This is a genomic window from Dolomitihabitans soli (genome assembly GCF_022213955.1).
In the GTDB taxonomy this organism is placed as follows: Bacteria; Actinomycetota; Actinomycetes; order Streptosporangiales; family Streptosporangiaceae; genus Streptosporangium_A; species Streptosporangium_A soli.
In genome coordinates this window covers 22,793-48,636 of the sequence record NZ_JAKNTW010000028.1, presented here as the reverse complement: position 1 = coordinate 48,636, position 25,844 = coordinate 22,793, and the positions used below count along the sequence as shown (strand labels likewise).

General features: G+C 70.3%; 23 protein-coding genes. 5 read left to right on the top strand and 18 right to left on the bottom strand.

The window, feature by feature from the left end:
* Nucleotides 1–3 precede the first annotated feature (3 nt).
* From MBA17_RS37800 to MBA17_RS37780, 5 genes are all read left to right on the top strand, one after another.
* On the top strand, nucleotides 4–1,203 hold the full coding sequence (locus tag MBA17_RS37800) for an ABC transporter substrate-binding protein (RefSeq protein ID WP_238502403.1): 1,200 nt from the start codon (nucleotides 4–6) through the stop codon (nucleotides 1,201–1,203).
* A 3-nt stretch (nucleotides 1,204–1,206) separates the two neighbouring features.
* Nucleotides 1,207–2,058: an ABC transporter permease gene (locus MBA17_RS37795; RefSeq protein ID WP_238502402.1), complete on the top strand. Its 852-nt coding sequence runs from the start codon at nucleotides 1,207–1,209 to the stop codon at nucleotides 2,056–2,058.
* Nucleotides 2,055–2,831, top strand: coding sequence for an ABC transporter permease (locus MBA17_RS37790; protein WP_238502401.1), 777 nt, complete (start codon nucleotides 2,055–2,057; stop codon nucleotides 2,829–2,831). Before MBA17_RS37795 ends, MBA17_RS37790 begins: the two co-directional genes overlap by 4 nt.
* Nucleotides 2,832–2,851: 20 nt before the next feature.
* Nucleotides 2,852–4,258 (top strand): NAD(P)/FAD-dependent oxidoreductase, encoded by a 1,407-nt coding sequence (locus MBA17_RS37785; protein ID WP_238502400.1) that lies wholly within the window; start codon nucleotides 2,852–2,854, stop codon nucleotides 4,256–4,258.
* Between the two features lie 145 nt (nucleotides 4,259–4,403).
* Nucleotides 4,404–5,585, top strand: a complete 1,182-nt coding sequence (locus MBA17_RS37780) for a DUF418 domain-containing protein (protein WP_238502399.1) — start codon at nucleotides 4,404–4,406, stop codon at nucleotides 5,583–5,585.
* Here the strand turns inward: MBA17_RS37780 and MBA17_RS37775 are convergent.
* From MBA17_RS37775 to MBA17_RS37690, 18 genes are all read right to left on the bottom strand, one after another.
* Nucleotides 5,513–7,510 carry a hypothetical protein gene (locus tag MBA17_RS37775; RefSeq protein WP_238502398.1) on the bottom strand — a complete coding sequence of 666 codons (1,998 nt, stop codon included), beginning with the start codon at nucleotides 7,508–7,510 and terminating at the stop codon, nucleotides 5,513–5,515. The two genes, MBA17_RS37780 and MBA17_RS37775, sit on opposite strands and share 73 nt — an antisense overlap.
* A gap of 332 nt (nucleotides 7,511–7,842) precedes the next feature.
* Nucleotides 7,843–8,559, bottom strand: coding sequence for a permease-like cell division protein FtsX (locus MBA17_RS37770; protein ID WP_238502396.1), 717 nt, complete (start codon nucleotides 8,557–8,559; stop codon nucleotides 7,843–7,845).
* A gap of 145 nt (nucleotides 8,560–8,704) precedes the next feature.
* A complete protein-coding gene (locus MBA17_RS37765; RefSeq protein ID WP_238502395.1) occupies nucleotides 8,705–9,154 on the bottom strand; it encodes a hypothetical protein in 450 nt (149 codons plus the stop codon).
* 60 nt (nucleotides 9,155–9,214) lie between these two features.
* Nucleotides 9,215–10,075 carry a helix-turn-helix domain-containing protein gene (locus MBA17_RS37760; RefSeq protein ID WP_238502538.1) on the bottom strand — a complete coding sequence of 287 codons (861 nt, stop codon included), beginning with the start codon at nucleotides 10,073–10,075 and terminating at the stop codon, nucleotides 9,215–9,217.
* Nucleotides 10,076–10,083: 8 nt separating this feature from the next.
* Nucleotides 10,084–10,641: a DUF6879 family protein gene (locus tag MBA17_RS37755; protein ID WP_238502394.1), complete on the bottom strand. Its 558-nt coding sequence runs from the start codon at nucleotides 10,639–10,641 to the stop codon at nucleotides 10,084–10,086.
* 729 nt (nucleotides 10,642–11,370) lie between these two features.
* A complete protein-coding gene (locus tag MBA17_RS37750; protein WP_238502393.1) occupies nucleotides 11,371–13,263 on the bottom strand; it encodes a propionyl-CoA synthetase in 1,893 nt (630 codons plus the stop codon).
* 41 nt (nucleotides 13,264–13,304) lie between these two features.
* Nucleotides 13,305–15,914, bottom strand: coding sequence for a PEP/pyruvate-binding domain-containing protein (locus tag MBA17_RS37745; RefSeq protein WP_238502392.1), 2,610 nt, complete (start codon nucleotides 15,912–15,914; stop codon nucleotides 13,305–13,307).
* An 80-nt stretch (nucleotides 15,915–15,994) separates the two neighbouring features.
* Entirely contained in the window at nucleotides 15,995–16,750 is a 756-nt protein-coding gene (locus MBA17_RS37740) for an SDR family oxidoreductase (protein ID WP_238502391.1), read from the bottom strand.
* Nucleotides 16,747–17,676 (bottom strand): acyl-ACP desaturase, encoded by a 930-nt coding sequence (locus MBA17_RS37735; RefSeq protein ID WP_238502390.1) that lies wholly within the window; start codon nucleotides 17,674–17,676, stop codon nucleotides 16,747–16,749. Before MBA17_RS37735 ends, MBA17_RS37740 begins: the two co-directional genes overlap by 4 nt.
* Before the next feature lie 49 nt (nucleotides 17,677–17,725).
* The gene (locus MBA17_RS37730) at nucleotides 17,726–18,475 is read right to left on the bottom strand and encodes a DUF998 domain-containing protein (RefSeq protein ID WP_238502389.1); all 750 of its coding nucleotides are present in this window, start codon (nucleotides 18,473–18,475) and stop codon (nucleotides 17,726–17,728) included.
* Nucleotides 18,472–19,689 carry a glycosyltransferase gene (locus MBA17_RS37725; protein WP_238502388.1) on the bottom strand — a complete coding sequence of 406 codons (1,218 nt, stop codon included), beginning with the start codon at nucleotides 19,687–19,689 and terminating at the stop codon, nucleotides 18,472–18,474. Before MBA17_RS37725 ends, MBA17_RS37730 begins: the two co-directional genes overlap by 4 nt.
* 14 nt (nucleotides 19,690–19,703) lie before the next feature.
* Nucleotides 19,704–20,519, bottom strand: coding sequence for a DMT family transporter (locus tag MBA17_RS37720; protein WP_238502387.1), 816 nt, complete (start codon nucleotides 20,517–20,519; stop codon nucleotides 19,704–19,706).
* Between the two features lie 129 nt (nucleotides 20,520–20,648).
* On the bottom strand, nucleotides 20,649–21,293 hold the full coding sequence (locus MBA17_RS37715; RefSeq protein WP_238502386.1) for a DedA family protein: 645 nt from the start codon (nucleotides 21,291–21,293) through the stop codon (nucleotides 20,649–20,651).
* A gap of 455 nt (nucleotides 21,294–21,748) precedes the next feature.
* Nucleotides 21,749–22,399, bottom strand: coding sequence for a VC0807 family protein (locus MBA17_RS37710; protein WP_238502385.1), 651 nt, complete (start codon nucleotides 22,397–22,399; stop codon nucleotides 21,749–21,751).
* 209 nt (nucleotides 22,400–22,608) lie between these two features.
* Nucleotides 22,609–23,265, bottom strand: coding sequence for a leucine efflux protein LeuE (leuE, locus tag MBA17_RS37705; protein WP_238502384.1), 657 nt, complete (start codon nucleotides 23,263–23,265; stop codon nucleotides 22,609–22,611).
* A 164-nt stretch (nucleotides 23,266–23,429) separates the two neighbouring features.
* Entirely contained in the window at nucleotides 23,430–23,681 is a 252-nt protein-coding gene (locus MBA17_RS37700) for a hypothetical protein (protein WP_238502383.1), read from the bottom strand.
* Nucleotides 23,682–23,833: 152 nt separating this feature from the next.
* On the bottom strand, nucleotides 23,834–25,195 hold the full coding sequence (locus MBA17_RS37695; RefSeq protein WP_238502381.1) for a cytochrome P450: 1,362 nt from the start codon (nucleotides 25,193–25,195) through the stop codon (nucleotides 23,834–23,836).
* The gene (locus tag MBA17_RS37690) at nucleotides 25,192–25,794 is read right to left on the bottom strand and encodes a TetR/AcrR family transcriptional regulator (RefSeq protein WP_238502379.1); all 603 of its coding nucleotides are present in this window, start codon (nucleotides 25,792–25,794) and stop codon (nucleotides 25,192–25,194) included. The genes MBA17_RS37695 and MBA17_RS37690 overlap by 4 nt, the downstream gene beginning before the upstream one ends.
* Between the last annotated feature and the right edge of the window lie 50 nt (nucleotides 25,795–25,844).

Below are 25,844 nucleotides of genomic sequence, written 5' to 3'. Positions count from 1 at the left end.
GGCATGACGCACAGCCGCCGTGACGCCCTCCGGCTCGCCGGTCTGGCCGCCGCCGGTCTCACCCTCGGCGCGTGCGGCGTGCAGGGCAAGAAGGCCGCGCCGCCCGAGAAGGACGCCGTGGCCGATTACTGGGCGAGCAAGAAGCAGAACGGCGCGCTCCGGTTCGCCAACTGGCCCCTCTACATCGACAAGGACGGCAAGGACTACCCCTCGCTGGAGCGGTTCACCAAGGACACCGGGATCGCGGTGACCTACCAGGAGCCGATCCAGGACAACTCCACCTGGTTCGGCAAGATCCAGCCGTTGCTCGCCGCGAACCAGGACATCGGCCACGACCTCATGGTCATGACCAACGGCATCCAGCTCAGCCGGGCGCTGGCGCTGGGCTACCTGGTGCCGCTCGACCACGCCAAACTGCCGAACTTCGCCGCCAACGCCGCCGAGAAGGTGAAGAACCCGGTGTGGGACGCGAACAACGCCCACACGATCCCGTGGACGGTCGGCGTCACCGGCGTCGCCTACAACCCCGAGTACGTCGACGGCGACATCACCAGCCTCCAGGAGCTGTGGAACCCGAAGTACAAGGGCAAGATCGGCATGATGCTCGACACCCAGGAGGTCGCCAACTTCGCGATGTTCCTGCTGGGCATCGACCCCGACAGGTCGGGCAGATCCGACTGGGAGAAGGCGGCGGCGAAGCTCAGGGAGCAGCGCGACGCGGGCCTGGTGCGCAAGTACTACGAGAACGACTACGTGGACGCGCTGGTCCGCGGCGACGTGTGGATCACCATGGCCTGGTCGGGCGACATCTTCCAGCAGGTCGCGGAGGGCAAGAACCTGAAGTTCGTGGTGCCCGACGAGGGCGGCACGATCTGGACCGACAACATGTGCATCCCCAAGGGCGCGCGGAACCCGGTCGACGCGCTCACCCTGATGGACTACGTCTACCGGCCGGAGATCGCCAGCATGCTGGTGGAGTACATCAACTACATCACCCCGGTGCCCGCCACCAGGGACCTGGTCGTGGCCCACGCCGCGAAGGCGAAGAAGGCCGAGGACCGGAAGTTCCTCGAAGGCGTCGCCGAGAGCCCCCTGATCTACCCGTCGGAGGCCGACCAGGCCAGGCTCCGGTCCTACAAGACGTTGTCGAGCGCGGAGGAGAAGTTCTTCGAGGACCTCTTCCAGCCGATCACCCAGGGCTGAGCCGTGCGGCGGCTCACCCCCTACCTCCTGATCCTGCCGGGCGGGCTCTGGCTGGCGGTGTTCCTGGTGGTGCCGATGGTCTTCATGGCCTCGGTCTCGACCCAGGAGGGCGACGTGGTGAACGGCTTCGCCCAGACGTTCGCCTTCTCCAACTACACCGACGCGCTGGCCAGATACCAGACCCAGTTCCTGCGCTCCGCCGGGTACGGCCTGGCCGGCACGGTTCTGGCCGTGCTGCTCGCCTACCCCGTGGCGTACTGGATCGCGTTCCGGGGCGGCGCGCGCAAGTCGACGTACCTGCTGCTGGTGCTGCTGCCGTTCTTCGTCTCCTTCGTGCTGCGCACCGTCTCGTGGAAGTTCCTGCTGGCCGACGACGGGATGCTGCTCGGCCCGCTGAAGTCGGCGGGCCTGCTGGCGGCGGACTTCCACGTGCTGCAGACGACGACGGCGGTGATCGGCGGGCTGGTCTACAACTACCTGCCGTTCATGATCCTGCCGATCTACGTGTCGCTGGAACGGGTCGATCCCTCGGTGGTGGAGGCGGCCAGGGACCTGTACGCCTCGCGCGCCGGGGCGTTCACCCGGGTGGTGCTGCCGCTCTCGCTGCCCGGGATCTTCGCCGGGGTGCTGATGACCTTCGTGCCGATGACCTCCGACTACGTCAACGCGGCGATCCTCGGCGGGCCGGCGAACACCATGATCGGAAACATCATCCAGACGGAGTATCTGGTCAACAACGACTATCCGGTGGGGGCGGCGCTGTCGTTCACGCTGATGGCGGTGATGCTGGCCGGCATCTTCGCCTACGCGCGGGTGCTCGGCACCGAGAACGTGCTGGAGGCGGCTGCCCGATGAGAACCGGCGACCGGCTGCTGCGGATCTACGTCTGGCTCGTCCTCGCCTGGCTGTTCGCGCCGATCATCGTGATGATCGTGTTCGGCTTCAACGACACGCGGAGCAAGTCGAACGTCTCCTGGCAGGGCTTCACGCTCGCCTGGTGGGGACGGCTCGACGAGTTCCCCCTGCTGACCGCCGCCGTGCTCGACTCGATCACGATCGCGCTGCTCGTCACGGTGATCGCCACGGTCCTCGGCACCCTGATGGGGATCGCCCTCGGCCGCCACCGCTTCCGGGGACAGGCGGCGACCAACCTGGTGATGTTCGCGGCGATCTCCTCGCCGGAGCTGGTCATGGGCGCCTCGCTGCTCTCGCTGTTCGTCAGCATGGGCGTCGAGACCGGGTACTGGACCATCGTGGTGGCGCACGTGCTGTTCGCGGTGTCGTTCGTGGCGGTGACCGTGCGGGCCAGGGTCGTCGGGCTCGACCGGTCGGTGGAGGAGGCGGCTCGCGATCTCGGGGCCACGCCGTGGGTCACGTTCTGGCGGGTGACACTGCCGATGATCCTGCCCGGCGTGGTCGCGGGGGCGTTGCTGGCCTTCGCGCTGTCCATCGACGACTTCGTGATCACCCAGTTCACCAGCGGGTCCACCACGACCTTCCCACTGTGGATCTACGGCGCGGTGCGGATCGGGGTGCCGCCGCAGGTCAACATTCTGGGCACGCTCATCTTCGCGGCCGGGGCGGCCATCGCCGTGGTGAACTCGATCAACGCGCGCCGCCGTACCTGATCAGGCAAGTGAGGACGTGGATGGATCCCCGCACGGCGCTGAGAGACGCGGAGCGCAGGCCGTACTGGCTGGACAGCACGGCGAGACCGGAGCCGTGCGCCGCGCTCGCGGGGGATGTCCGCGCGGAGCTGGCGGTGGTCGGCGGCGGGTTCTCCGGGTTGTGGACGGCGCTGCTGGCCAAGGAACGGGACCCGGCGCGGGACGTCGTGCTGCTGGAAGGCGGCAGGATCGGCTGGGCGGCCTCGGGACGCAACGGCGGGTTCTGCATGGCGACGCTGACCCATGGACCGGCCAACGGGCTGGCGCGCTGGCCGGAGGAGATCGGCACGCTGGAACGGCTGGGCCTGGCCAACCTCGACGAGATCGAGCGGACGGTGCTGCGGCACGGCATCGACTGCGCCTTCGAACGCACCGGGGAACTGCACGTGGCGACCGAGCCGTGGCAGCTCAGGGAACTGGCGGGCGCCGCCGCCCTGGCCCGCGAACTGGGCATCCGGCTCGACGTGCTCGGCCGCGACCAGGTCAGGGCCGAGGTGGACTCGCCCACCTACGTCGGCGGGCAGTGGGAGCGCGACGGGTGCGCGATGCTCGACCCGGCCCGCCTGGCGTGGGGACTGCGGGAGGCGTGCCTGGCCGCCGGCGTGCGGATCCACGAGCGCACGCGGGTACGCGCGATCACCTCCGGCGGGCACCCCACGGGACGCGGCCTCCGGCTGGTCACCGCCGGCGGGACCGTCACGGCCGACAAGGCAGCCCTCGGCACCGGCGTCTTCCCGCCGCTGCTGCGCCGGCTCGGCCACTTCCTGGTGCCCGTCTACGACTACGCGCTGATGACGGAGCCGCTCAGCGCCGGGCAACTCGCCGCCGTGGGCTGGCGCAACCGGCAGGGGGTCGGCGACTCGGCGAACCGGTTCCACTACTACCGGCTGACCGGCGACAACCGGATCCTGTGGGGCGGCTACGACGCCGTCTACCACAACGGCGGGCTGATCAGGCCGGAACGAGACCAGCGCGACGCCACCTTCGTCAGGCTCGCCGAGCACTTCTACCAGACGTTTCCCCAGCTCGCCGACGTCCGGTTCACCCACAGATGGGGTGGTGTCATCGACACGTGCAGCAGGTTCAGCGCCTTCTACGGGCGCTCGCACGGAGGCCGTCTCGCCTACGCGGCCGGCTACACCGGCATGGGCGTGGGGGCGACCCGGTTCGGCGCGAACGTGCTGCTCGACCTGCTCGCCGGAGAGGAGACGGAACGCACCCGGCTGCGGATGGTCCGCGAGAAACCGGTCCCCTTCCCGCCGGAGCCGCTACGCTCGGGGGTGATCCAGCTGACCCGGTGGTCGCTGGCCCGCGCGGACGCCCACCGGGGACGGCGCAACCTCTGGCTGCGCACCCTCGACCGGCTGGGCCTCGGCTTCGACTCGTGACCCCCGGCTCCGCGCACCGGCGGGCGGCGCTACTCCCGGCTGAACGAGCTCAACCCTTAGTTCCACGATGTACATCGTTCGGGGGACCACGGGAATGGGCCGCATCGACGATGCCCTGGGCCGATTCGCGCGAGATCGTAAAGACATGAAGCGAATCGAAGTGCTGGACGTGCTCCGGGGAGTGGCCATCATGGGCACCCTCGGCACCAACATCTGGATCTTCACCAGCCCGAACGGACCCGCGGACCTGCTCGGAACGAGCTCGGGGGCGGTGGAGACCTTCCTGCGCTTCCTCGCTAACGGTAAGTTCCTCGGGCTGCTCACCCTGCTGTTCGGCGTGGGCCTGGAACTGCAGTACCAGTCGTCGAAACGCCGGGGCACCCCGTGGCCCGGCTGGTATCTCTGGCGGGCCGGCCTGTTGTTCATCGAAGGACTGCTGCACTACTTCCTGATCTTCGAGTTCGACGTGCTGATGGGCTACGCCATCACCTCCTTGATCGTCGCCTACCTGATCGGGCGCAGCGCCGGGTCGGTCCGCCGCTGGATGATCGGCATGGGCTCGCTGCACGTGACCGTGGTCCTGCTGGGCACACTCGGGATGCTCACCGAGACCACCAGCCTGAACGGCGAGTCGACCGACCTCTTCACCCATGGGACCTGGCTTGACCAGGTCATATCACGGTTCGACCTGCTGGCGGTCTACCGGATGGAAGCGGTCTTCATCATCCCGATGGGCACCGTGCTGTTCCTGCTCGGCTCGCGGCTGATGCGGGCCGGTGTGTTCGAGACCAGCGAGCGCGGCGCCAAGCTGCGGACCAAGCTGATGATCGGCGGGCTCGGCGTGGCGCTGCCGCTGAACCTGGTCACCGCCTACGCCGACCCGGGCTGGTTCCTGGTCGACCGCTACCTGCTGCCGCCGATGGTCGCGCTCGGCCTCCTCGGCCTGATCACCACCGTCGTCGCGAAGATGCGCGAAACCCCCGGCCTGGTGCGCCGGAGCGTCACCAACGTCGGCCGGAGCGCCCTGACCAGCTACGTCTTCCAGAACCTGGCGGCTGCCGTCCTCTGCTACGGCTGGGGATTCGGCCTCGCCGCCCGCTTCGCCGACTTCCGCCCCTGGTGGGTGATCGGCGCCTGGGCCGGGATCTGCCTGATGTTCATGGTGCTGACCTCGCTGTGGCTGCGCCGCTTCGACCGTGGCCCGCTGGAGCTCGTCTGGCAGTGGGCCTACCAGCTGCCCCAGCGGGGCCGCGCTCAGGTCACCGGCTCCGCCGTACAGGGCGCACCCTCGCAGACGTCGGAGAACAGGCCGTACGCCAAGAAGTAGGCCTTCTGGACCCGCGCCACGCTGTCGTGGCGCGGGTCTTCGTGTGCGTCCCGGCCGTACTGCGGGCCGTGCGGGGCGGTGTTGGTGAGGGGCGGCGCGGGCGTCCCGCTGTCCCAGACGACCATGGCCGACCCGGCGTACGGCCGGCGCGGCAGGCTCCTGATCCCCCAGTACGGCACGACATCCGGGTTGCGGCCGGCGGCGATCGCGGGACGGTGGATCCCGGCGCCGATCGTGCGGGCCATGACCTCGGCGGTGACCGTGGACACCTGATGGTCGCCGAAGGCCACGTGCAGGAGCACCCGGTGCCGGGGCGAGCCGGGCAGCGGATCGCCGGAGAGGTGCTGGGCGTAGCCGTTGGTCTCCGCCCGGTCCCAGAGCATCTGGATCAGCGCGAAGCAGAGCTGCTGGGTGAGCTTGTCCGGATAGTGGCCGTTCATGAGCTGCTGGAACGGCGCGAAGGCCACGCTGCGGTTGAGCAGGGTGCTGTAGTTCATCCCCGGCACGCCCAGCACGGCGTTCCTGATGTCGGGGGAGACCGCCACCAGCGCGCCGCCCGCGATACCGCCCTGGCTGTTGCCGTCGTAGGCGAGCGTGGCCCGCCGGTCGATCAGCGAGCGCCCCCGTTCGTCCTGGAACGCCTCGTGCCCGGCCAGCCCGTCCTTGGTGAGCATGGCCCGGCCGAGCAGGACGAAGTTGAGCAGGCTCTGCTGCAACCGGTCGGCGACCGTGCCGAACCGGGAGAAGTCAGAGAAGACACCGGCCACGTTCGGCACGTCCTCCTCCGCCATGCCGATCCACTTGGTGGCGCAGAACAGGAGATTGTGCTCGCCCGCCATCGCGCGCACGTTACCGGCACGCACCTCGGTCGCCCTGCCGAGCAGGCCGTGCCCGTAGAGGGCCGGCCGGGCCGGACGATCGAACGCCGAGCGTGGGATCTCGCACTGGAACGACGCCCGCGCCAGGTCGCCCAGCGGCCGGGGCAGCCCGTCCGCGCCCCTGTTCAGGTTCGCCCCCGGCGGGCCGCCCGGCCGGTCCAGATAGTTGGGCACCAGCACCTCGCCGGTGACCTCGCGGGCGATGTGCGCGTCCTGCGCCGGGGTGAAGTCGGTGACCGACGCCACGGTGAACTCCGGCGACCGTCCCCGCAGCGCACGCAGCGACTCGTCGCGCATCCGCAGCACCGGCCCGGCGATCCCGCGCTCGCTCGCCACGGTGAACTCCCAGGCCAGCTGGAGGCCGTCGACCCCGACCCCGGCCCGCCCCAGATCCACCAACGTACGGCGCAGCGCCCGCTGCCGCTCCGCGAGCGGGTCCCCGGAACCGAGCCTGCCTGCGACCAGCCGGGCGAAGGTCTCAGGAGCGGGCAGGATCTCGCCCGCCGCGTCCTTCAACCCGCGCAGCGCGACGGCGTAACGGCGGCCTTCCCGGAGGTTTCTGGCGGGGCGCACGATCAGCGCCCGCCGCGCGGGGTCGGTCGCGTTCGCGTCCAGCTCGGCCCAGTACGGATGGCGCTCACCCGTCACGGTGTCGACGATCACGATCGGCGCGTCCCTGCGCAGCGAACGGCCCACGTCGGTGACCGGTGCCGCGCCCGTCTTCACGAGGTCGAGGCCGGGGACGTGCGCGAGCAGCATCGACCCGGGGGAGAAGCCGTCGGCCAGATTCCACAGGGCGGGATCGACGGGGGTGCCCGCCGTGTTCTTCGGCATGCTCTCCACGGAGAGATCCACGCGCCGCCCGGTCGGCGTGCGGGCCTCGGTGGTGAACCAGTCGTTGGGGAACGGCAGCAGGCAGTCGCCGCCCGTCAGCGGATCGCATCCGCGCTGGACGCCGGTCGGGGCTACGGGCTCGGCCAGGGCCGGCGGCGTCGTGATCGACGCCGCCGCCAGCGTGAGGCTCGTCAACGCGATGCGCAGACGCACAGGTCTCCTCCTCGGACCGCACACCGGCATCGGTGTGCACGTGATGATCCGGAGCAGATCCCACGATCGCTCGCGTGTCAATGGAAGACGACGAAACGCGTCTCGTCCGCACCCGTCCGGATGGTTCGGCGGTGATCCGTGAGCACCGGATCAGGGCCGGCCGAAGCGGGCCCACTGCGTTCTGCCACGGGGCGGCCGGATTCATCCGGATCAGGGGTTGGACGATGCCGGCCCACTGCACCTGCCGCGCGCGCTGGCCGGATTCATTCGGATCAAGGTTGGCCGAAGCTCACCCACTGCACCCTGCCGTCCGTAGGCCGGATTCATCTGGATCAAGGCTGGCCGTAGCCCGCCCAATGCACCCCCGGCAGGTTCTTGACCGCCAGGCGGATTCGCTCGATGGCTGCGGACCGGTCGGGCCGGAGAAGTTTGACGTGGAAGGACTCGGCCGGGTCCGGGTCCGGCTTCCCGTTCAGCAGTCCGCCCCGGACGTCGTGTTCGGCCGTCCGCACCGCGTGCGCACGGTCGGCGAAGTAGACCTCCGCCACCTCGGGCTGGGCCCGCAGCCACTCGTAGATCGCGTCCTTCTCGGGCTCCGTCGCGGCGCCCCGGCCGTCACACCCGTGCGCCGTGCAGAGCAGTACGCCGACGTCGGACTTCCCCTGCCAGAAACCCTTCGGGACGCCCGTCACGCCGGCCACGCCTGGTTTCCCCTCCAGCGCGGCCTTCACCTGCGGGAAGCGCTCCCGGTCACGCATGGCGGCCTTGACGATCGCGCTCGCACCCGAGGGTTCCACCCCGGAGATGCCGGGGAGCCCGCTCAGGGTCGCGATGACCGACCTCTCCTCCGGGCCGGTCGCCGGGCCCCGGCCGGAGCAGCGCGGTTGCGGGTCGTCCTCGCCGCACATCGCGACCCACACCCAGCCGTCGGTCGGCCACGGTCCGTCCGGCGGAGCCGAGGGCCCGCCCTGCATGATCGCCCACGCCATGGCACCGCCGCCGGCCGTCATCAGCGCCAGCACCCCCGAGACAATCCATCTGATCCGCATACTGGAAAGGTAAAATGCGTCGCTGAAGATCTGCTTTCAACTTGGTTGCTTCTCGACTTGATCCGGGTGGCGCCGGGCCGTTCTTCTTCGTTCGCCCGGCTCTGATCCGCACACCTGAGAAATGGTTCGCCTTTTCTTTTCGGCGTCAATAATGGGGCGTCCCTAAATGGTCCGCCGTGCCTTCCTGGTAGCCGGGAATCAGTTCTGCCACCTGTTCGGGCAGGTCGGCAGGGACGATATACGGCTCTGGGCCGGCGGCCGGTACGGACACGAAATAGGATCCGGAACTCGCGCCGACGCTGACCGTCGCGACCCGCCATCCCAGCGGGGCGAACACCAGCAGTTCGGGGGCGTAATGGCGGAGCGCGCCGGAGCCCCATGGCGGGCGTCCCGCGAGAAGGGTGAGCCCGACGTGGTTCACGTGGTGGGTATGAAGGCCCCGTGCGGCCAGCAGTCTCCGCACGACCCCCAGAGCGATGTCATGTTGCTCCACCGTGAGTTCGGGGACGGCGATGTCTGTTTGTTCACCCGTCAGTTCGGGAACGGATCGGCCGGTGAGCGCGTCGTTGCCATGAGTTTTCTGTCCGGGGGTCATGCTGTGACGGTAGGAGCCCGCCGACGCGGCGCTCAATGATGTTGCCCAAAATTGCCCCCTTCAGTTAAGCGCCTCCTGCGCAGCGGCGATCAACTCCCGGGCGGCATTGCCGTACACCGCGATGGACGAAAGCGCGTTGAATTCTCTGGCGTACATTTCGATCTCACCCGGCTGGGTGATCGTCAAGTAGCCGGACACCAACTCGACCGACACCTGTTCATCGCCGAAGAGGACGAACCCCTCGACGGGGCGATTGCACACCCGGTCGGCGGCCAGCGGAATCAGGCCCAGCGAAACGGAGGGGAGCTTCATCACCTCGAGCAGGTGCGCGAGTTGCTCGGCGTGCGCGGCGGGCTCGGTGAGCCGATACCGGAGAACGGCCTCCTCCAGGACGAACACGAACTTGCGCCGGCCCTCCCGGAGCACCCGCTGGCGATCCATCCGCTCCGCGACGGCGGCGGCGACATCGTCCATCTGCACGCCCTGGCGAATGCGGACCTGCTCCAGGGTCGTCGTGGTGAACGCGGCGGTCTGAATCAGCCCGGGAAAGGTTCGCGACTGATAGGCGCGAATCAGGCGGGCGCGTTCGTAGACCGGGCGCACCGACAGTTGCGCCTGGCGCAGGCCGGCCCGGTTCAGCCGCTGGTAGGAGACCCACATGCCGGCCATCGCCCGTTGCTCGGCGAGCAGTTCGACGGTCCGTTGCGGGGAGACGCCACACGCGCGGCACCAGTCGCGGACGTCTTCGGCCGATGCCGGCCGGATGGCGTGTTCGATCTTGCTCACCTTCGAGTTGCCGTGCCAGCCGGCCCGCGCCGCCAGCTCCTTCGCGGAGAGCCCGGCGCTGAGGCGGATCTCTCGAAGCTGGTCGGCAAGGGCCTGCCTAGCCTGCTGGACGCTGGAGGAGGATGAGGAAGGCACGTTGATGGTCAGTTGCCATGGAGACGGTACTCCTTGTGGTCGATTGCGATCTCCCACACCGTCTCGAAAGCCGTCAGGCAGCCGTCGATGACGGCGGGGTCGTCGGTGAACTGGTGTCCGGTGACCTCGCCATTGCCGCTGAACAGGGTAAAGCGCACAAGCCGCCCATCGAAGATCCAGAACGGGTTTCCCGGAATCGCCAGGGTGGAGGCGACCGGGCGCGGCAGCCAGCGGACGAGCTCACCGGCGGCGATGTTGTGGCCGGAGGTGAGGCTGTGCTCCCAACGCACGTAGTCGCTCGCCGGTTCGGAGACGATCCGGGCCCGCCGCACCCGCACGCCGCGAATGACCGCTCCCCTGATCATCGCCCGGAACGCCTTCATGCTCTCGGTGTCAGGCTGGGGGAGGCCCGCCTTCCACGCCAGGTAGCCCTGATCCGTGGTCATGTGCTGGTCGTGCATCTCCAGGTGCACCGCCGATGTGGTGCACCCGGCCAGCAGCGCAGCGAACGACGGCTTGCTCTCGCCTGGACCGTAGGTCTTCAGTGGGCCGGGGATGCGTCTCACGCGAGAAACGCCGCCGACCGCGCTCGTAACCACCACTGGCCGCCTCCATGATGATCTCCGCCATGTGGACCGGGAGTCGCACAACTGACTCTGTGTCCTTGATTCGGCTGTCGGAGTTGATCCACGCTAATACGTCCGGATCGGTAACCGTGTCGCCCTGGAAGAAGAAATCTCCCGTCTCAGGGTCCACGAACACCGCGGGACAGTCGTCATTCGGATTGGCCGGATCAACGCCCACAAAGTCCAGTCTCATACTCTTCTCCCCAGATAGCGGGTTGCCCGAGGTCTGCGTCTTCGCCGGTTACCAGGGAAGGCGGCTACGGTGGGTTACGTTATCCGTACGGTCTGCGTCCGTGCAACTTGCCGGAAAGTCCGGGCGCACTGCCCCAACAGGAGCCGAACGGGAGGTCACGCCCGATGTACGGCGAGCCTCATTGGCGCCCCCGGCCGCGGGCGCCCGGCGTCCGCGGGCCCATCTGGACGCGCAGAACGCCGGCGCGTGGCGGCCGCCATCACGGCACCGGACGACCGTCTCCGCCGGTTCCAGACCCGCAGGACCGGCTCCAGACCCGCAGGACCCGATTCCAGGCGCGGAACCTCGGTTCCAGACCTTGCGGGACCGGCTCCAAACCTGCGGGACCCGGCTCCAGGCCCGCAGGACCCGATTCCAGGCCCGTGGGACCCCGGCCGCCCGCTACCGGCGGTTCCCGGTGCGCCTGCCGTGATCTCTTACCCGTCCGCGCGGGCGATGGCCGCGCGGAGGCTGTCGAGGACCGCGGGGTCCTCGATGGTCGAGGGCACCGGCTCCGCCGTACCCTCCACGATGCCGCGCATGGTCTTGCGCAGGATCTTGCCCGAGCGGGTCTTCGGCAACGCCGTCACGACGTCCACCTGCTTGAAGGCGGCGACCGCGCCCACCTGGTCGCGCACCGCCTGGACGAGTTCCGCGCGCAGCGCCCCCGGATCGACCTGCGCGCCGCTCTTGAGCACCACGAACCCCCGGGGGAGTTGCCCCTTCAGCTCGTCCGCCACTCCGATCACGGCGCACTCGGCCACGGCGGGATGCGCGGCGAGTACCGCCTCCATCGAGCCGGTCGACAGCCGGTGCCCGGCGACGTTGATCACATCGTCGGTGCGGCCCATCACGAACAGGTAGCCGTCCTCGTCGAGGTAGCCGCCGTCGCCGGTGAGGTAGTGGCCGGGGAAGGCGGTCAGGTAGGACTCGGCGTAGCGTTCGTCGTCGTGCCAGAGGGTGGGCAGGGTGCCGGGCGGCAGCGGCAGCCGCAGGCAGATCGCGCCCTCCTCGCCGGGCGCGCAGTCGTGGCCGTCCGGGTCGAGGACGCGCACGTCGTAGCCGGGGACGGGCACGGTCGGGGAGCCCGGTTTGATGGGCATCGGCGCGAGGCCGCGCAGGTTGGCGGCGATCGGCCAGCCGGTCTCCGTCTGCCACCAGTGGTCGATGACGGGCACGCCGAGCCGGTCCGTCGCCCAGTGGTAGGTGTCGGGGTCGAGGCGTTCGCCGGCCAGGAAGAGGGCCCGGAGCGATGAGATGTCGTACTCGCCGAGCAGGGCCGCCGACGGATCGTCGCGTTTGATCGCCCGGAACGCGGTCGGCGCGGTGAACAGCGCCCGCACGCCGTACTCCTCGATGACCCGCCAGAACGCCCCCGCGTCCGGCGTGCCCACGGGCTTGCCCTCGTACAGCACGGTGGTCGCGCCGAGCAGCAGCGGACCGTAGACGATGTAGGAGTGGCCGACGACCCAGCCCACGTCGGAGGCGGTCCAGAACACCTCGCCCGGCCGCATGCCGTACACCGCCGTCATGCTCCACAGCAGTGCCACCGCGTGCCCGCCGTTGTCGCGGACCACGCCCTTCGGGCGTCCGGTGGTGCCGCTGGTGTAGAGGATGTAGAGCGGGTCGGTGGCCGCGACCGGCACGCAGCCGGCGGGCTCGGCGGCGCTCATCGCCTCGTGCCAGTCGAGGTCGCGCGGGCCCAGCTCGGCGGGCGCCTGCTCGCGCCGCAGGATCACGCACCGCTCGGGCGCGTGCCCGGCCAGCTCCAGCGCGGCGTCCAGCATCGGCTTGTACGGCACGACCCGGGTGGGCTCGATGCCGCAGGACGCGGCGACGACGACCTTCGGCCGGGCGTCGTCGATCCGGGCCGCCAACTCCTTGGGGGCGAACCCGCCGAACACCACCGAGTGGACCGCGCCCAGCCGGGCGCACGCCAGCATGGCCATGACCGCCTCGGGGACCATCGGCATGTAGATCACGACCCGGTCGCCGCGCCCGACCCCCAGCGAGCGGAGGACCCCGGCGAATCGGGCGACCTCGTCGCGGAGCCGCTCGTAGGTGTAGGACGCGCGGGAACCCGAGACCGGGCTGTCGTAGATCAGCGCCAGGCGGTCGCCGTGCCCGGCCTCGACGTGCCGGTCGAGCGCGTTGTGGCAGGTGTTCAGCTCCCCGTCGGGGAACCACCGGTAGAACGGCGGGTCGCCGGAGTCGAGGACGCGCCGGGGGGCTCGGGTCCAGGCGACCGCCTCGGCGGCCTCGGCCCAGAAGCCCTCCGGGTCGGCGATGCTGCGGGCGTGCGCCTCGGCGTAGACCTTGTCCGGCGTCATGTTCAGCATCATTCCCCCTCGCCGCCCGGGAGTGAACCCTCTCAGGCGGGGACGACGGTGCCGGACGTGCCGTCCACGGTGATCTTCTGGCCGGTCTCCACCCGCTCGGTGACGTGGGCGACGCCGACCACCGCCGGGATGCCGTACTCCCTGGCGACCACCGCGCCGTGCGAGTTGGCGCCGCCCATCTCCATCACCAGGCCGCCCGCCGTGAGGAACAGCGGGGTCCAGCCGGGGTCGGTCGAGGGGCAGACGAGGATCTCGCCGGGCTCCAGCCTCGCCCCCTCCGGATCGAGGACGACCCTGGCGACGCCCGTCACCGAGCCCGCCGAGGCGGGCGTGCCGGTGATCGCGCCGCCGGGCGGGGCGGCCGCCGCGGCGACCGCCTCGGGCTCGGTGCCGTCGGACAGCAGGATGCGCGGGACCCTGCGCCGTGACAGCTCCCGCCCGTAGGTCTCGCGCCGCTCGGCCACGACCGTACGCAGGTCGGCCCCGCCGAGCCCGGCCCTCGCCTCGGACAACGTCACGAAGAAGACGTCGCCGGGCGTCTCCAGCCTGCCCTGCCCGGCGAGCTCGGCGCCGACCTCGGCGAGCTGTTCGCGGACCGCCGCCAGGGTGGTGATGATGAGGAACTTCGGCAGTTCCCGCGCCCCCATCAGGGTGCGGGCCCGGCGCAGGGCCGCCCGGACGAGCCGGCCGCGCGCCCCGCCCGCCCGGCGGCCGAGTTCGGCGATCATGCGGACGGCCTCGTCCGCCCCGTTCGCGAACAGCGCGTCGGGCGCCATCGACTGGTCCTCCAGCCGCAGATAGTTGGCCACCACGCCGAGGATGTGCGCCGGATCGTCCGACCAGCGGGGCAGGCCCAGGTCGATCTCGGCGACGGCCCGCATGCCGTACCTGGCGAGGAAGGCCGCGAGCTCCTCGCGCACCACGGGCGGCAGCCCGCCGGTCCGGTAGCGGGCGGACAGGTCGGCGGGGGAGGAGTCGAGCAGCAGGCGGGTGGCCGGCTCGTCCTCGCGCAGCCGGTTCGCCAGCGCCCACAGGGCCAGGTCCATCTCGGTGGTCACGTTGCCGGGCAGGCCGCGCAGGACGGTCTGCAACTCCGCGCTGGTGGCCCGCTCGCCGAGCAGCCGGTAGGCGAGCCCGAACGAGGCGAACCCGGCCGCCATCGCGGGGAACACCGCGGGCAGCACGGTGATCATCGCCGAGCTGAGCGCCCGGTCCGCGTAGTCGAGCCTGGCGGTGGACGTGGGACGCGGCGGCGCCTTGAGGCGGGCCGTCAGCCGGGCCTCCAGCCGGGCGAGGTCGGCCGCCGCGGTGTGCGGGCGCAGCAGGTACTTGAGCACCCGGGGCGGAATCCGGTGGCGCAGCGCGAGCCTGGCCACCCTGCGCAGGGCGGGCAGCCGCGAGCGCTGGGTGACGGTGAGGCGGGGGTCGTCGAACAGGCCGCGCATCACCACGGCCGACCTCGCCTCCATGAAGTCGAGGACCCGGGGGATCAGGGCGCGCCCCACGCGGCTGCGCATGGCCCCGGTGGCGTCCAGGAAGAGCCGCTGGCCCGCTTCGGCGAAGATGGGCGGTCCCGCGTGCCGGTCGGCGACGGGGAAGCCGAACTCCGCGGCCATCGAGGAGGCGAGCAGCCGGAAGGCGGACATGCCCATCGGCGTGATCGGCCGGTAGAGCCCCTGGGCGACGCTCGCGCAGAAGTAGACCCGCAGCCCGTCAGGCCCTTCCGGCACCGGATACAGCGTGGTGATGGGACGCGACTGGGTCAGCCACAACGTGCCGTCGCCGTCGACGGCCCACTCGATGTCCTGTGGCGCGCCGTAGTGGTCCTCCACCTCGGCGCCCAGCCTGGCCAGCGCGCCGATCTGCCCGTCGGTGAGGCAGGACCGCTCCTCCGCGCCGTTCGCCACCCGCTGCACCCCGCCGCCCGGCAACGATCGTACGGCGAGCAGCTTGTCGCCCGGACGGCGCTGCACGATCCGGCCGGAGGGGATGTCGACGACGAAGTGATCGGGGTTGACCGCGCCGGAGACCACGGACTCGCCGAGGCCGGGAGCCGCGTCGATCACCGCCCTGCGACGCCGTCCGGTGACCGGGTCGGCGGTGAACATCACCCCCGCGACCTCCGACTGGACCATCTCCTGGACCACCACGGCGAGCCTGACCCCGCGGTGGTCGACGCCGGCCGCCTGCCGGTAGGCGACCGCTCTGTCGTTCCACAGCGAGGCCCAGCACCTGCGCACCGCGTCGGCCACGGCGTCGGGGCCGACCACGTTGAGGAAGGTGTCCTGCTGCCCGGCGAAGCTGGCGTACGGGAGGTCCTCGGCGGTGGCCGACGACCTGACGGCCACCGGCCCGCGCACCCGCTCGCGCAGGGCGCGGACGATCTCGTCGGGCACCCGCACGCCCAGCAGCAGCTCCCTGGCCCGCCCGGCGTCGGCCACCGACTCGGTCGCGACCTCGTCGAGCCCGGCCTCCGCCGCCACCCGGCGGTAGGCCTCGGCGGTGACGCAGAATCCGCCGGGCACGGGCAGCCCGGCGCCGATCAGCACCCCCAGGTTGGCCGCCTTGCCGCCCACCAGCGGCAGCATCCCGGCCGTCACCTCGGCCAGGTCGATGACGAGGGGCGGGTCGGTGATGTCCATGCGCGCTCCTCAGAGCCTCGTGGCGAGGTGATGAAGCCGACGCTAATCCTGCCCACCCAGGAAGTCAACAAGTGATGAAATCAGGCCATGGTCTTACCGCCGTTGACGGCGAGGCGCTGACCGGTGATGAACCGGGAACCGGTGGAGGCGAGGAACGCCACCGTGTCGGCCACGTCGGCGGGGACGCCCATCTGCCCGAGCGCCACGCCGCGCAGGTAGGGGGCGGTGTCGTCGGGGGTGACATCGCCGTGCCGCTCGACCGGGATCCAGCCGGGCTCGACCGTGTTGACGGTGATCCCGAGCGGGCCCAGCTCGCGGGCCCAGGAACGGGTCAGGCCGTGCATCGCCGCCTTGGCCGCGACATAGTGGCCCATCTCCGGGTTGCCCAGGTCGGTGACCTCGCTGCCGATGTTGATGATCCGCCCCGACCCGGCCTCCCGCATCGTGGGCAGCACGGCCTGCATGAGCAGCAGCGGCGCCTTGACGAAGAAGCGGAGCTGGGCGAGATGGTCGTCCCACGACTGCCGCTCGGCCGGGATGAGGGGCTGCGGGCCGGTCGCGTTGTTCACCACGACGTGGATCGGCCCCGACCGCCCGGCGATCGCGGCGATGCCCTGCCGTATGGACTGCTCGTCGGTCACGTCGAAGCGGACCGGGTGGGCGCTGCCGCCCGCGGCCGAGACCCGTTCGGCGACCGCGGTGGCCCCGGCGGTGTCGTGCGCGTAGTTGACGGCCACGTGCCACCCGTCGGCCCCGAGACGCTCGGCGATGGCGGCGCCCAGGCCGCGTGAGGCCCCGGTCACCAGGGCGGTCCGCCTGGACGTGGTGGTGGTCACGCGGAGGCCGCCGCCGCCCGGCGGGCCGCGCGGCGGTCCACGAACCGCGTGGCGGAGGTCTCCAGCTTGGCCAGGAAGGCGGCGAGCTCCTCACGGGCCTTCTCGCCCTCGCCGTTCAGGTCGGCCTTGTCGAACACCGCCCACTGGCGGAGCACCGGCATCAGCACGTCGTCGATGTGCAGGCGCAGGTCGTAGATGCCTTCGTTGGCGATCATCAGGGCCTTGCGGGTGAACCCCTCGATGGTGGTGCCCGGCATCTGGAAGGTGGTGACGACGTCGGTCACCGCGCGCATCGTCTGGTTCGGGTCCAGTTCGAAGGCCGCGCCGAGCAGGTTGCGGTAGAAGAGCATGTGCAGGTTCTCGTCGGCGGCGATCCTGGCGAGCAGGCGCTCGCAGTTCGGCTCGCCCGAGGCCCTGCCGGTGTTGCGGTGGGAGATGCGGGTCGCCAGCTCCTGGAAGGAGACGTAGGCGAGCTGCTGGAGCATCGTGCCGTACTCGGTGGTGAAGCCGACGCCCATGTGCACCATGCGGGCCCGCTCCAGCTCGACCGGATCGACCGCGCGGGTGACCGTCAGGTAGTCGCGCAGCGCGACGCCGTGCCTGCCCTCCTCGGCCGTCCAGCGGTGCACCCAGGTGCCCCACGCCCCGTCACGCCCGAAGGTCGTGGCGATCTCGTGGTGATAACTGGGCAGGTTGTCCTCCGTGAGGAGGTTGACGATCAGTGACGTCCTGGCCGCTTCCGGCAGCTTCGAGTCGCTCTCCAGCCACGGCTCGCCGTCGAGCACCCCATCGAAGGTGCGTCCCTCCGACCAGGGGATGTACTCGTGCGGAAACCATTCCTTGGCCACCGCGAGGTGGCGGTCCAGCTCCCCGGCCACCACCGGCTCGAGCTCGTGCAGCAACTCGGTCTGAGTCCACTCACGCATAGTGCTCTCCCTTACGATCTACGAGACCGTAAGTTACGTTACCGTAGGTTCACCCCGACGACGTAACTGGGACATTTCTCCCCTGATGTCTCGCTCCGGTGAACGGAAGGGCGGTGGCGACGGCCAGCAGCAGGGCCATGTCGCTGAACAGCAGCAGGCGCTGCAGCAGACCGTGGTAGGAGCCGCCGGCGATGAGGTCGGAGGTCAGGGCGGCCGGGTGGGCGGCGAGGAAGCCCGCCAGCAGGAGGCCGGAGACCAGCGCCATGCCCTTGAGTAAACCCCAGCGGGGGTGCTCGGGACGGTTGCGGGCGAGCATCCAGGCGGCGCACGGCAGGCCGGTGAACACCAGGGCCGACGACCAGCGGTGCAGTTCACCGCCCATCGTGCTCACCCCGGCGGTCGGGTCGGTGGGGAAGATCGCGGTCAGCACCAGGCCGAGCGCGGCGGCGATCAGCAGCACCCGGGTGGCGGCGGTCCGCGCCGGGTCGGCCTGCGCCATGCCGTAGGCGCTCCACAGGCAGCTCCACGCCAGTGCCAGGGTGGCCACGAGGATCGCCGCGTGCCCGCCGTCGCTGAGCGCGTAATCGCTGACCAGGCCGGTGAGCGGGCTGATCCCGATGCCGGGCAGCAGATGCGCGTAGAGCATCGCGGCGAGCGCGACGACCGGCCCGGCGGCCGCCGCCCACGCCTGCACCCGGACGAGCGCCGGAGGTTCCGCGGGCCCCGCGGTGATTCGCGTCGCGGCCCTGAGCTCCGGGCTCCCCGCGAGGCCGTGACCCGGTCCGGTGAGCGAGGTCATGCGGAGAGCCTCTCGTAGATCTCCTCGAAACGGGCGAGGGAGGACTGGTCGTCGTGGCCGAGCGCGATCTCGCGGCTGGCACGGCCCATCGTGGTACGGAGGCCGTCGGAGGTGAGCAGCGTCGTGAGGTGCCTGCCCAGGGAGAGCACGTCGCGCGGCCGGTAGAGGAAGCCGTTCTCGCCGGAACGGACCAGGTGCGGCAGCGCCATCGCGTCGGCGGCGACGACGGGCAGGCCGGACGCCATGGCCTCCAGCGTCGCGATGCTCTGCAACTCGGCGACCCCCGGCATGGCGAACACGTCGGCCGCCGCGTACGCCTGCGGCATCGCCTCGTCGGGCACGAACCCGAGGAAGTGCACGCGCTCGCCGACCCCGATGCGGTCGGCGAGGTGCCGCAGTTCGGCCTGACGGCTCCCGTTTCCCACCAGCGCCACCTGCGCGTCACGGTGGTTGAGCACGTGCGGCAGGGCGCGGATCAGTTCGTCGATCCGCTTCTCCTCGTCCAGCCGCCCGACGAACAGGATCGTCTCGCGGTCGGGGAGGTCGAAGCGCTTCCTGGCCCACGCCTTGGGCTCCAGATGAGGGTGGAAACGCGACAGGTCGATCCCGCAGGAGACCGGCTCGACGTCGCGGGTGAACCCCTTGTCGGAGAGCAGGCCGGCGGCGATCCTGGTCGGCGTGGTGATGTGGTCGGCGCGGGAGAAGACCCGGTTGAAGTCGCGCCAGGCGAGCTGTCCGGCCCTCGCCCGCAACCGCTCGGGGATGCGGACGAACTGGAAGAGGTTGTCCGGCATGAAGTGGTTGGTCGCCACGACGGGCACCCCCGCGCGCCGGGCCGCGGCGACCGCCGCCCGGCCGACCACGAAGTGGCCCTGCGTGTGGACCACGTCGGGCGAGAGATAGGAGACCAGCCGGTCCAGCCGGGCGGGCACGGAGATGCGCATGGTCGGGTGGACCAGCACCCGTGCCGAGCGCAGCCGGTGCACGTTGACGTCGTCGATCACGTCGGTCCGCGCGGGCCCCTCGTCGGAGGCGCAGACGACGTGCACGTCGTTCCCGCGGGCGGCCAGACCGGTGGCGAGACGGTGGGTGAAGTAGGCGGCGCCGTTCACGTCCGGGAGGTAGGTGTCGGTCGCGATCAGGATTCGGCGCGGCCGTACGGCGAGCCGGTGGGGGGCCGGTGCGGCGGAATCGACGGTGGCGGTCAAGGCCATGGTGGTGCTCCGGTTCAGTGTGTGTGGTGAAGGGGGGTGGTACGAGCGAGAGCGACGGTGCCCGCGCCGGCCAGCAGCATCGCCGCGAACGCGGTCAGCAGGCTGGCGGTGCCGGTGGGCAGGGGTTCGCCGAGCAGAATGGCGCCGAAGGCGACGGCGGTGAGCGGGTCGGCCACCTGAAGGACCGAGAAGGCGACGCCGAAGTGGCCGACGGCGTACGCCCGCTGGAGCAGGGCCAGGGCGATCAGGGCGGGCAACGGGACGGCGAGGAAGAACCACGGTTCCCAGGTGCCGTCCACGATCACCCGGGTCAGCGTGGCCGTCGCGCCGTACAGGACTCCCGACGCCATGGCCAGCAGTCCCGCGCGGACGGACGGCGTGGCGGGCCGGGCGGCCAGCCACAGCAGCACCGCCACGACGGCGGCGATCGCGAGGAGGGTGAGCGCGCCGGAACTGGAGAGGCTGGTCGGCCCCGAGGGCTCGGGCACGATCAGCACCAGGCCGATCAGCCCCGCGGCGACCGTGGCCGCCGCGACGAGTTCGGTCCGTTGCGGTTTGCGGCCGTGCAGGGCGGCGGCGATCGGCAGCGCGAACAGCAGGCTCGCCACGCCCATCGGCTGGACCACCGTGAGGGGGCCCAGGCTGAGCGCCACGATGTGCAGCGCGCCGCCGGTCAGGATCGAGACGCCGCCGAGCAGCCACCGGGGCCGCCTGGCCAGGCGCAGCAACCCCTGCTCCGCGCTGCGGGCGGCCTCGAACTGCTGCACCGCGGCGCCGAGGGCGAAGAAAAGCGAGCCCAGCAGGGCTACGCAGGCCGCCAGCACAGTCATGCGGGACTCCTTTCAACAGGATGAAGACATGGCGAGATGACCGAGACGCCTCATATGGGCGACCCGAGGATGGACATTCAGTGGGTCAGCGCCGGGACAATCGGGGATGTCCCTGGGAACCTCCCCTGATCACCCCTCAGGGGAGACCAGGACTCTCGGCTCCTCCTCCCTGACGGGAGCGCGGCGCTTGCGGACGTAGCGGACCGCTTCCACCAGTGCGGTGATGGTGAAGGCGATGCCGAGGCCGAGCAGCAGTCCCTTGATCGGGTCCTGCTCGAAGGCCAGGCCGCCCAGGTAGCCGATCATGACCGAGTAGATCGCCCAGGAGCCGGCCGCGAGACTGTCGAAGATGGAGAAGGAACGCAGCGGGTAGCCGACCGCGCCCATGGTGATCGTGGTGGCCGTCCGGCCGCCCGGGATGTAGCGGGCCACCACCAGGACGAGTCCGCCCCGCTCGGCCAGCGCCCGCTCGGCCCACGAGAACGCCTTGTGACGTGCCGTGCCGGGCTTCAGCCGGGCCCGCACCCGCGCCCCGCCGGTCCGCCCGATCAGGTAGGACACGTGGTCGCCCGCGAAGGCGCCGAGCGCGGCGACGGCGATGACCGCGAAGACGTTCGGATCACCGGTCGCGGCGAACACGCCCGCGGTGATCACGGAGGTCTCGCTCGGCACCACGGGGAAGAAGCCGTCGATCAGTGCCACCGTGAACAGCGCGAGGTACACCCACGGTGAGGTCATCACCTGGTGCAGAAGATCGATAATGGCGTCGGTCATTGTTCGCAGCTCTCCGGGAGTCCGAGGGGGACGGCACCTATGAACCATTTCGGGATAGATGCCGAGGGAACATCCGGGATGCCCCCGAAAGTCAGGTGGCCCTTCCCGTAGGTCTCTCAGGGGCCCAAGCCCCACCCTCACGACGCTACGAAGGGACGACCTGCCCGCCACAGACCCGAAGGTCGTCCGTAACCCCCCACTTTCGTCGGGGGTGACCACCCCCTCAGGTACACCGCTGCGCCGCCGGGGGAAGGGCGGATCGCCACCTGACGTCTCGTCCGGCCACGAGCGCGGGGGTGGGGGAGAGTTCCTGCCGGTGTGCTCTGGCCATCACCTGGCCGAGGGCGTTGTTGGCCCGGGAGTGGCGGAGCCGTCATGCGGGAGAGGACGGGTCCTGGCGGGAGCGCTGTGCGGGGGAGACGGTCCTGGCCGGGGCGCTGTGCTGTGGCGGGGCGTTATGCGGGAGAGATGGCCTTGGCCGGGGTGTCGTGGTGGAGCTTGCGCAGCACGCGGCGGAAGGCGTAGATCGAGACGCTGACGGCCAGCCCGCTGATCACGGCGACCGCGGCGGTGCGCACCAGCAGATAGGTGCCGACGGACTGGTGGAGCAGCAGCCAGATGCTCACCGCGGAGTTCGTCAGCAGCACGAACGCCCACAACAGGGTGATCCTGAGGAAGAACTGGCGCACCCTCTCGTGCCTGAGCACCGCCGAGGGCAGGTGGATGTAGTCGAGGGTGAGCTTCTGCACCAGGGGCCTGCGCACCCCGACCGAGGCGAGGAAGACGACGCCGATGCAGATCGTGCCGAGCTCCGGCGGGAGGAAGTAGACCATGGAGTCGTCGAGCCACAGGCTGACCACGGTCCTGAAGGTGATCGCCAGCGCGGCGACGACCATCGTGCCCGGCACCCGCTGCCGCCGGACCAGCCGCCAGGCCACTCCTCCGTAGACCCAGGCCACCGTCGCGACGAGCGCCCCCGTGAACCCGAGCAGCGCCAGCGCGGCGTAGAAGACGACGAGGGGCGCGACCACGCCCTCGAGCAACCGCGGCACCGCCTGTCTGGCGAGGGCGGTGAGGCGGGGGAGGGTGACCGGGGGATGAGTCAAGATCGCTCCGTAGGTCGGCCGACGACCGGGGCCGGGTTCCGGCGGCTACCCGGGAATACGTGGCTCAGGCGTCCGGGGATGGTCTCGTCGGGGTTACGGCATAGTAACGTTTCAAGGCGCGAGGCGTGTCGCTGGCCAACGGTACCCCACGACTCGGGGTGTCACGGTCCATCCAACGGAATAAGCAGTCGTCCACGTCGAAGGACGCCTCACCCGAGGCTGGTGGTGGCGAGCTTCGCGCCGAACCCGAGGAACACCGCGCCCACCCCGGAGGTCAGCCCGGCCGACAGCCTGCGCCGCCGCTGGAACTGCGAGGCGAGGAAGGTGCCGGCGAAGATCAGCGCGGAGAGATAGAGCACGCTGAAGATCTGGCAGATCGCGCCCAGGATGAGGAAGGACAGCGCCGGCGCGCCGTACGTGGTGTCGACGAACTGGATGAAGAACGAGACGAAGAACAGGATCGCCTTCGGGTTGAGCAGGCTGACCGTGAGCGCCTTCCTGAACGGACGCGCCGCGGGCCGGGTCGCTCCCTCGCCCGAGACCGAGCCGGTCTCCCCGGCGTCCCGCCAGGACCGCCAGGCCGAGCGGAGCATCTGGAAGCCGATCCACGCCAGATAGCCGGCCCCGGCGTACTTCACGATCGTGAACAGCAGCGGGTTCGACCGCAGCAACGAGGCCACGCCCGCCGCCGCGAGCACCATCAGCACCGTGTCGCCGAGGAAGACGCCCATCGCGGCGCGGTATCCGGCCCTGACGCCGCGCTGCGCGGCCGTCGAGAGCACGAACAACGAGTTCGGCCCCGGCAGCAGGATGATGAAGAACGCGCCGACGACGTAGGTCCAGATATCGGTGATGCCGAAGAACATGGCGACTCCAGGGAGTTTGGCACGATTCGCCCAAGAATATGCCCGTTAAGCGGGCAGGTTGGAGGGAGTATCCGCCGATCTGAACAACTCCACAGATTCGCATTGTGTAGTGAAGCGGGGGGCAGACCAAGTACGGGAGAAAGGGACAGTGGGCTGCTGAACTGCTAGTCAGAGGGGGTGAACAGGAGGTTCTCCTTGCCCCACACCCGCTTGAAGGCGTTGATGGGTTCCTCGGTGACCTTGCGCTCGGCAGGCGCACCCACCCGATGCATTGTGGCGATCAGCAAGTCAACCAGGGCGTCGGTGACCTCGCGCTCCACCAACAGCGCGGGGAGCAAGGTGACCGTCGCCTCCGGCACCGGTGTGAGGGCGGCTCCACCGCAGCGCGGAAGCGCCACCCGGGCGGCGGCTTCCATCTGCGGGCGCAGCGCGTCGGCGTGGGGGATGTAGTGCAGTTCGCCGTCGTCGTCGAGTTCAAAGATGGTGGGGGAGCTCGAAGCAGTAGTGTCCGTGGCGCTCGCAGGTGTCCGGGTCGTCGGTCATCCTCATCGGCTTGCTCCGGTGGGTGTCAGGCGGGCGGGGTATGGACCACGCGGGCGGGGACGTCTCGGCCGGGCTGAAGGGTGAGCAGGGGGCGTGGGGGCAGGTCCAGCGCGGGATCGATGTGCAGGTGGAAGCGCTGGGCAATGGTGGCGAGGATGAGTACGGCCTCGACTAGGGCGAAGCGGCTGCCGAGGCAGACGTGGGGGCCGCCGCCGAACGGGAACCACGCGAAATTCGGGATGGTGCGGGCGGTCTCTCCCAGGAACCGTTCGGGGCGGAACTCCTCGGGGTGGGTGAACCAGCGTGGGTCGCGGTGGGTGGCCCATTGGCTCATCCACACGTCGGTGCCTGCGTGGATCCGGTGGCTGGCGATCTCGACGTCGACGGTGGCGCGGACTGGCAGCAGCCAGGCCGGCGGGTAGAGGCGCAGGGTCTCCTTCACCACGGCCTCGGTGTAGGGCAGTGATCGATAGTCGTTCATTGTCGGCAGTCGGTCGCCGACGACCTCGGTGATCTCGGCCGCCATGCGTTCGCGGGCCTCGGAATGGCGGGAGAGCAGGAGATAGGCCCAGACGAGCGTGTTTCCCGTGGTCTCATGTCCGGCGATGTAGAGGCTCATGGTCTCGTCGCGCAACTGAGTGTCGGACATCGGGCGGCCCTCGTCGTCGCGGGCGTCCATGAGCAGCGCGAGCAGGTCGTCGGGTCGTCCGTCGGGGTGCGTGGTGTGACGCTCGTCGATGATGCGGTACAGGACCGACTCGATTTCAGGGATCGCCGCCTTGAGACGACGGCGGCCGGGGGTGGCGAGCCAGGGCGGCAGGAACATCGTGATGCCGCGGAACTCCGCTCCGATTTCGCGGGAGGCGACGTCGAGGGCTTGGCCGACCGCCGCGGCGTCGCCGGTGACGTCGGCCCCGAACAGCGTTCTGGCGGCGATCTTCTGGGTCAGGCCCAGCATGTCGGCGCGGATGTCGCGCCGCTGGCCGTCTCGCCAGCCGTCCAGCATCTGGTCGGTCAACGCGACCATGGTGTCGGCGTAGCCGGCGACCCGCTGAGGTCTCATGGCGGGTTGCATCATCTTGCGTTGCCGGCGCCAGAAATCGCCGTGGGTGACGATGATTCCGTTGCCCGCGAACAGCTCAAAGGCGTAGCCGTGGTCGTCGCCCATGGAGAACGTCTTCTCCACGTTGAGGAGGGTGGCGGCGATGTCGGCTGGGTTGCTGATGAAGACTTTGCGCTGCGGGCCGAGCCGCCAGCGCACGACATCACCCTGCTCGCGCATCTGGGTGAAGAATCCCAGCGGGTCGCGAGCGAAACGGTGCAGGTGACCGAGCCCGGGCAGAGCGCCCGGCATCGCCGGTATGGCGCGGTAGGCCTCGGGCGTCACGAACGGTCCCTCCTCGCATCGGTGGTGCCGGGGAGGAGCGGTCCGGTCTGCTCGGTCAGTCCGAGCAGCAGGTCGCGGGTCTGCTGTCGCTCGCTGTGATCGACACGGCCTTCGAGCAATTCGCTCATCCACACCCCGTCGAGTGTGCGGGCGATCAGCAGCGACCGCTGCGGGTGCAGCCCATCTGCACCGAGGTCGCTTCGCCAGCGATCTTCGGACGCCCGGGCGCGGTGGAGCACCTCTGGTACGGCCAGCAGCGCGGTGAGCACCGAGGGATGGCCCCACAGTTGGTCGTCCACCCCGAGGTCGTCGAACGCGGCGCGGATGTGTGCCCGGCACAACCGGCCGGGCCTGTCGTCATCGGGGTCGACGTGACGTTGCACAGCCGCGTCGAACCGGGCCGTCCACTCCTCGACCATGCCGACCAGCAGCGTGTCCTTGGTGCGGAAATGATGGAGAAGACCCCCCTTCGACACGCCTGCCTCGCGTGCGACAGCATCCAGGCTCACCCCGGGCCCGTGTGCCCTGATCGCCGCTGCCGCCGCGTCGAGCAGCGCCCGACGGGTGCGGTCCGCATCACGCTGGAGAACAGCGCCCATGTCAGCTCCTTTCCTCGCCTACGAATCCAAGATACCGTCCAGACGGTCGG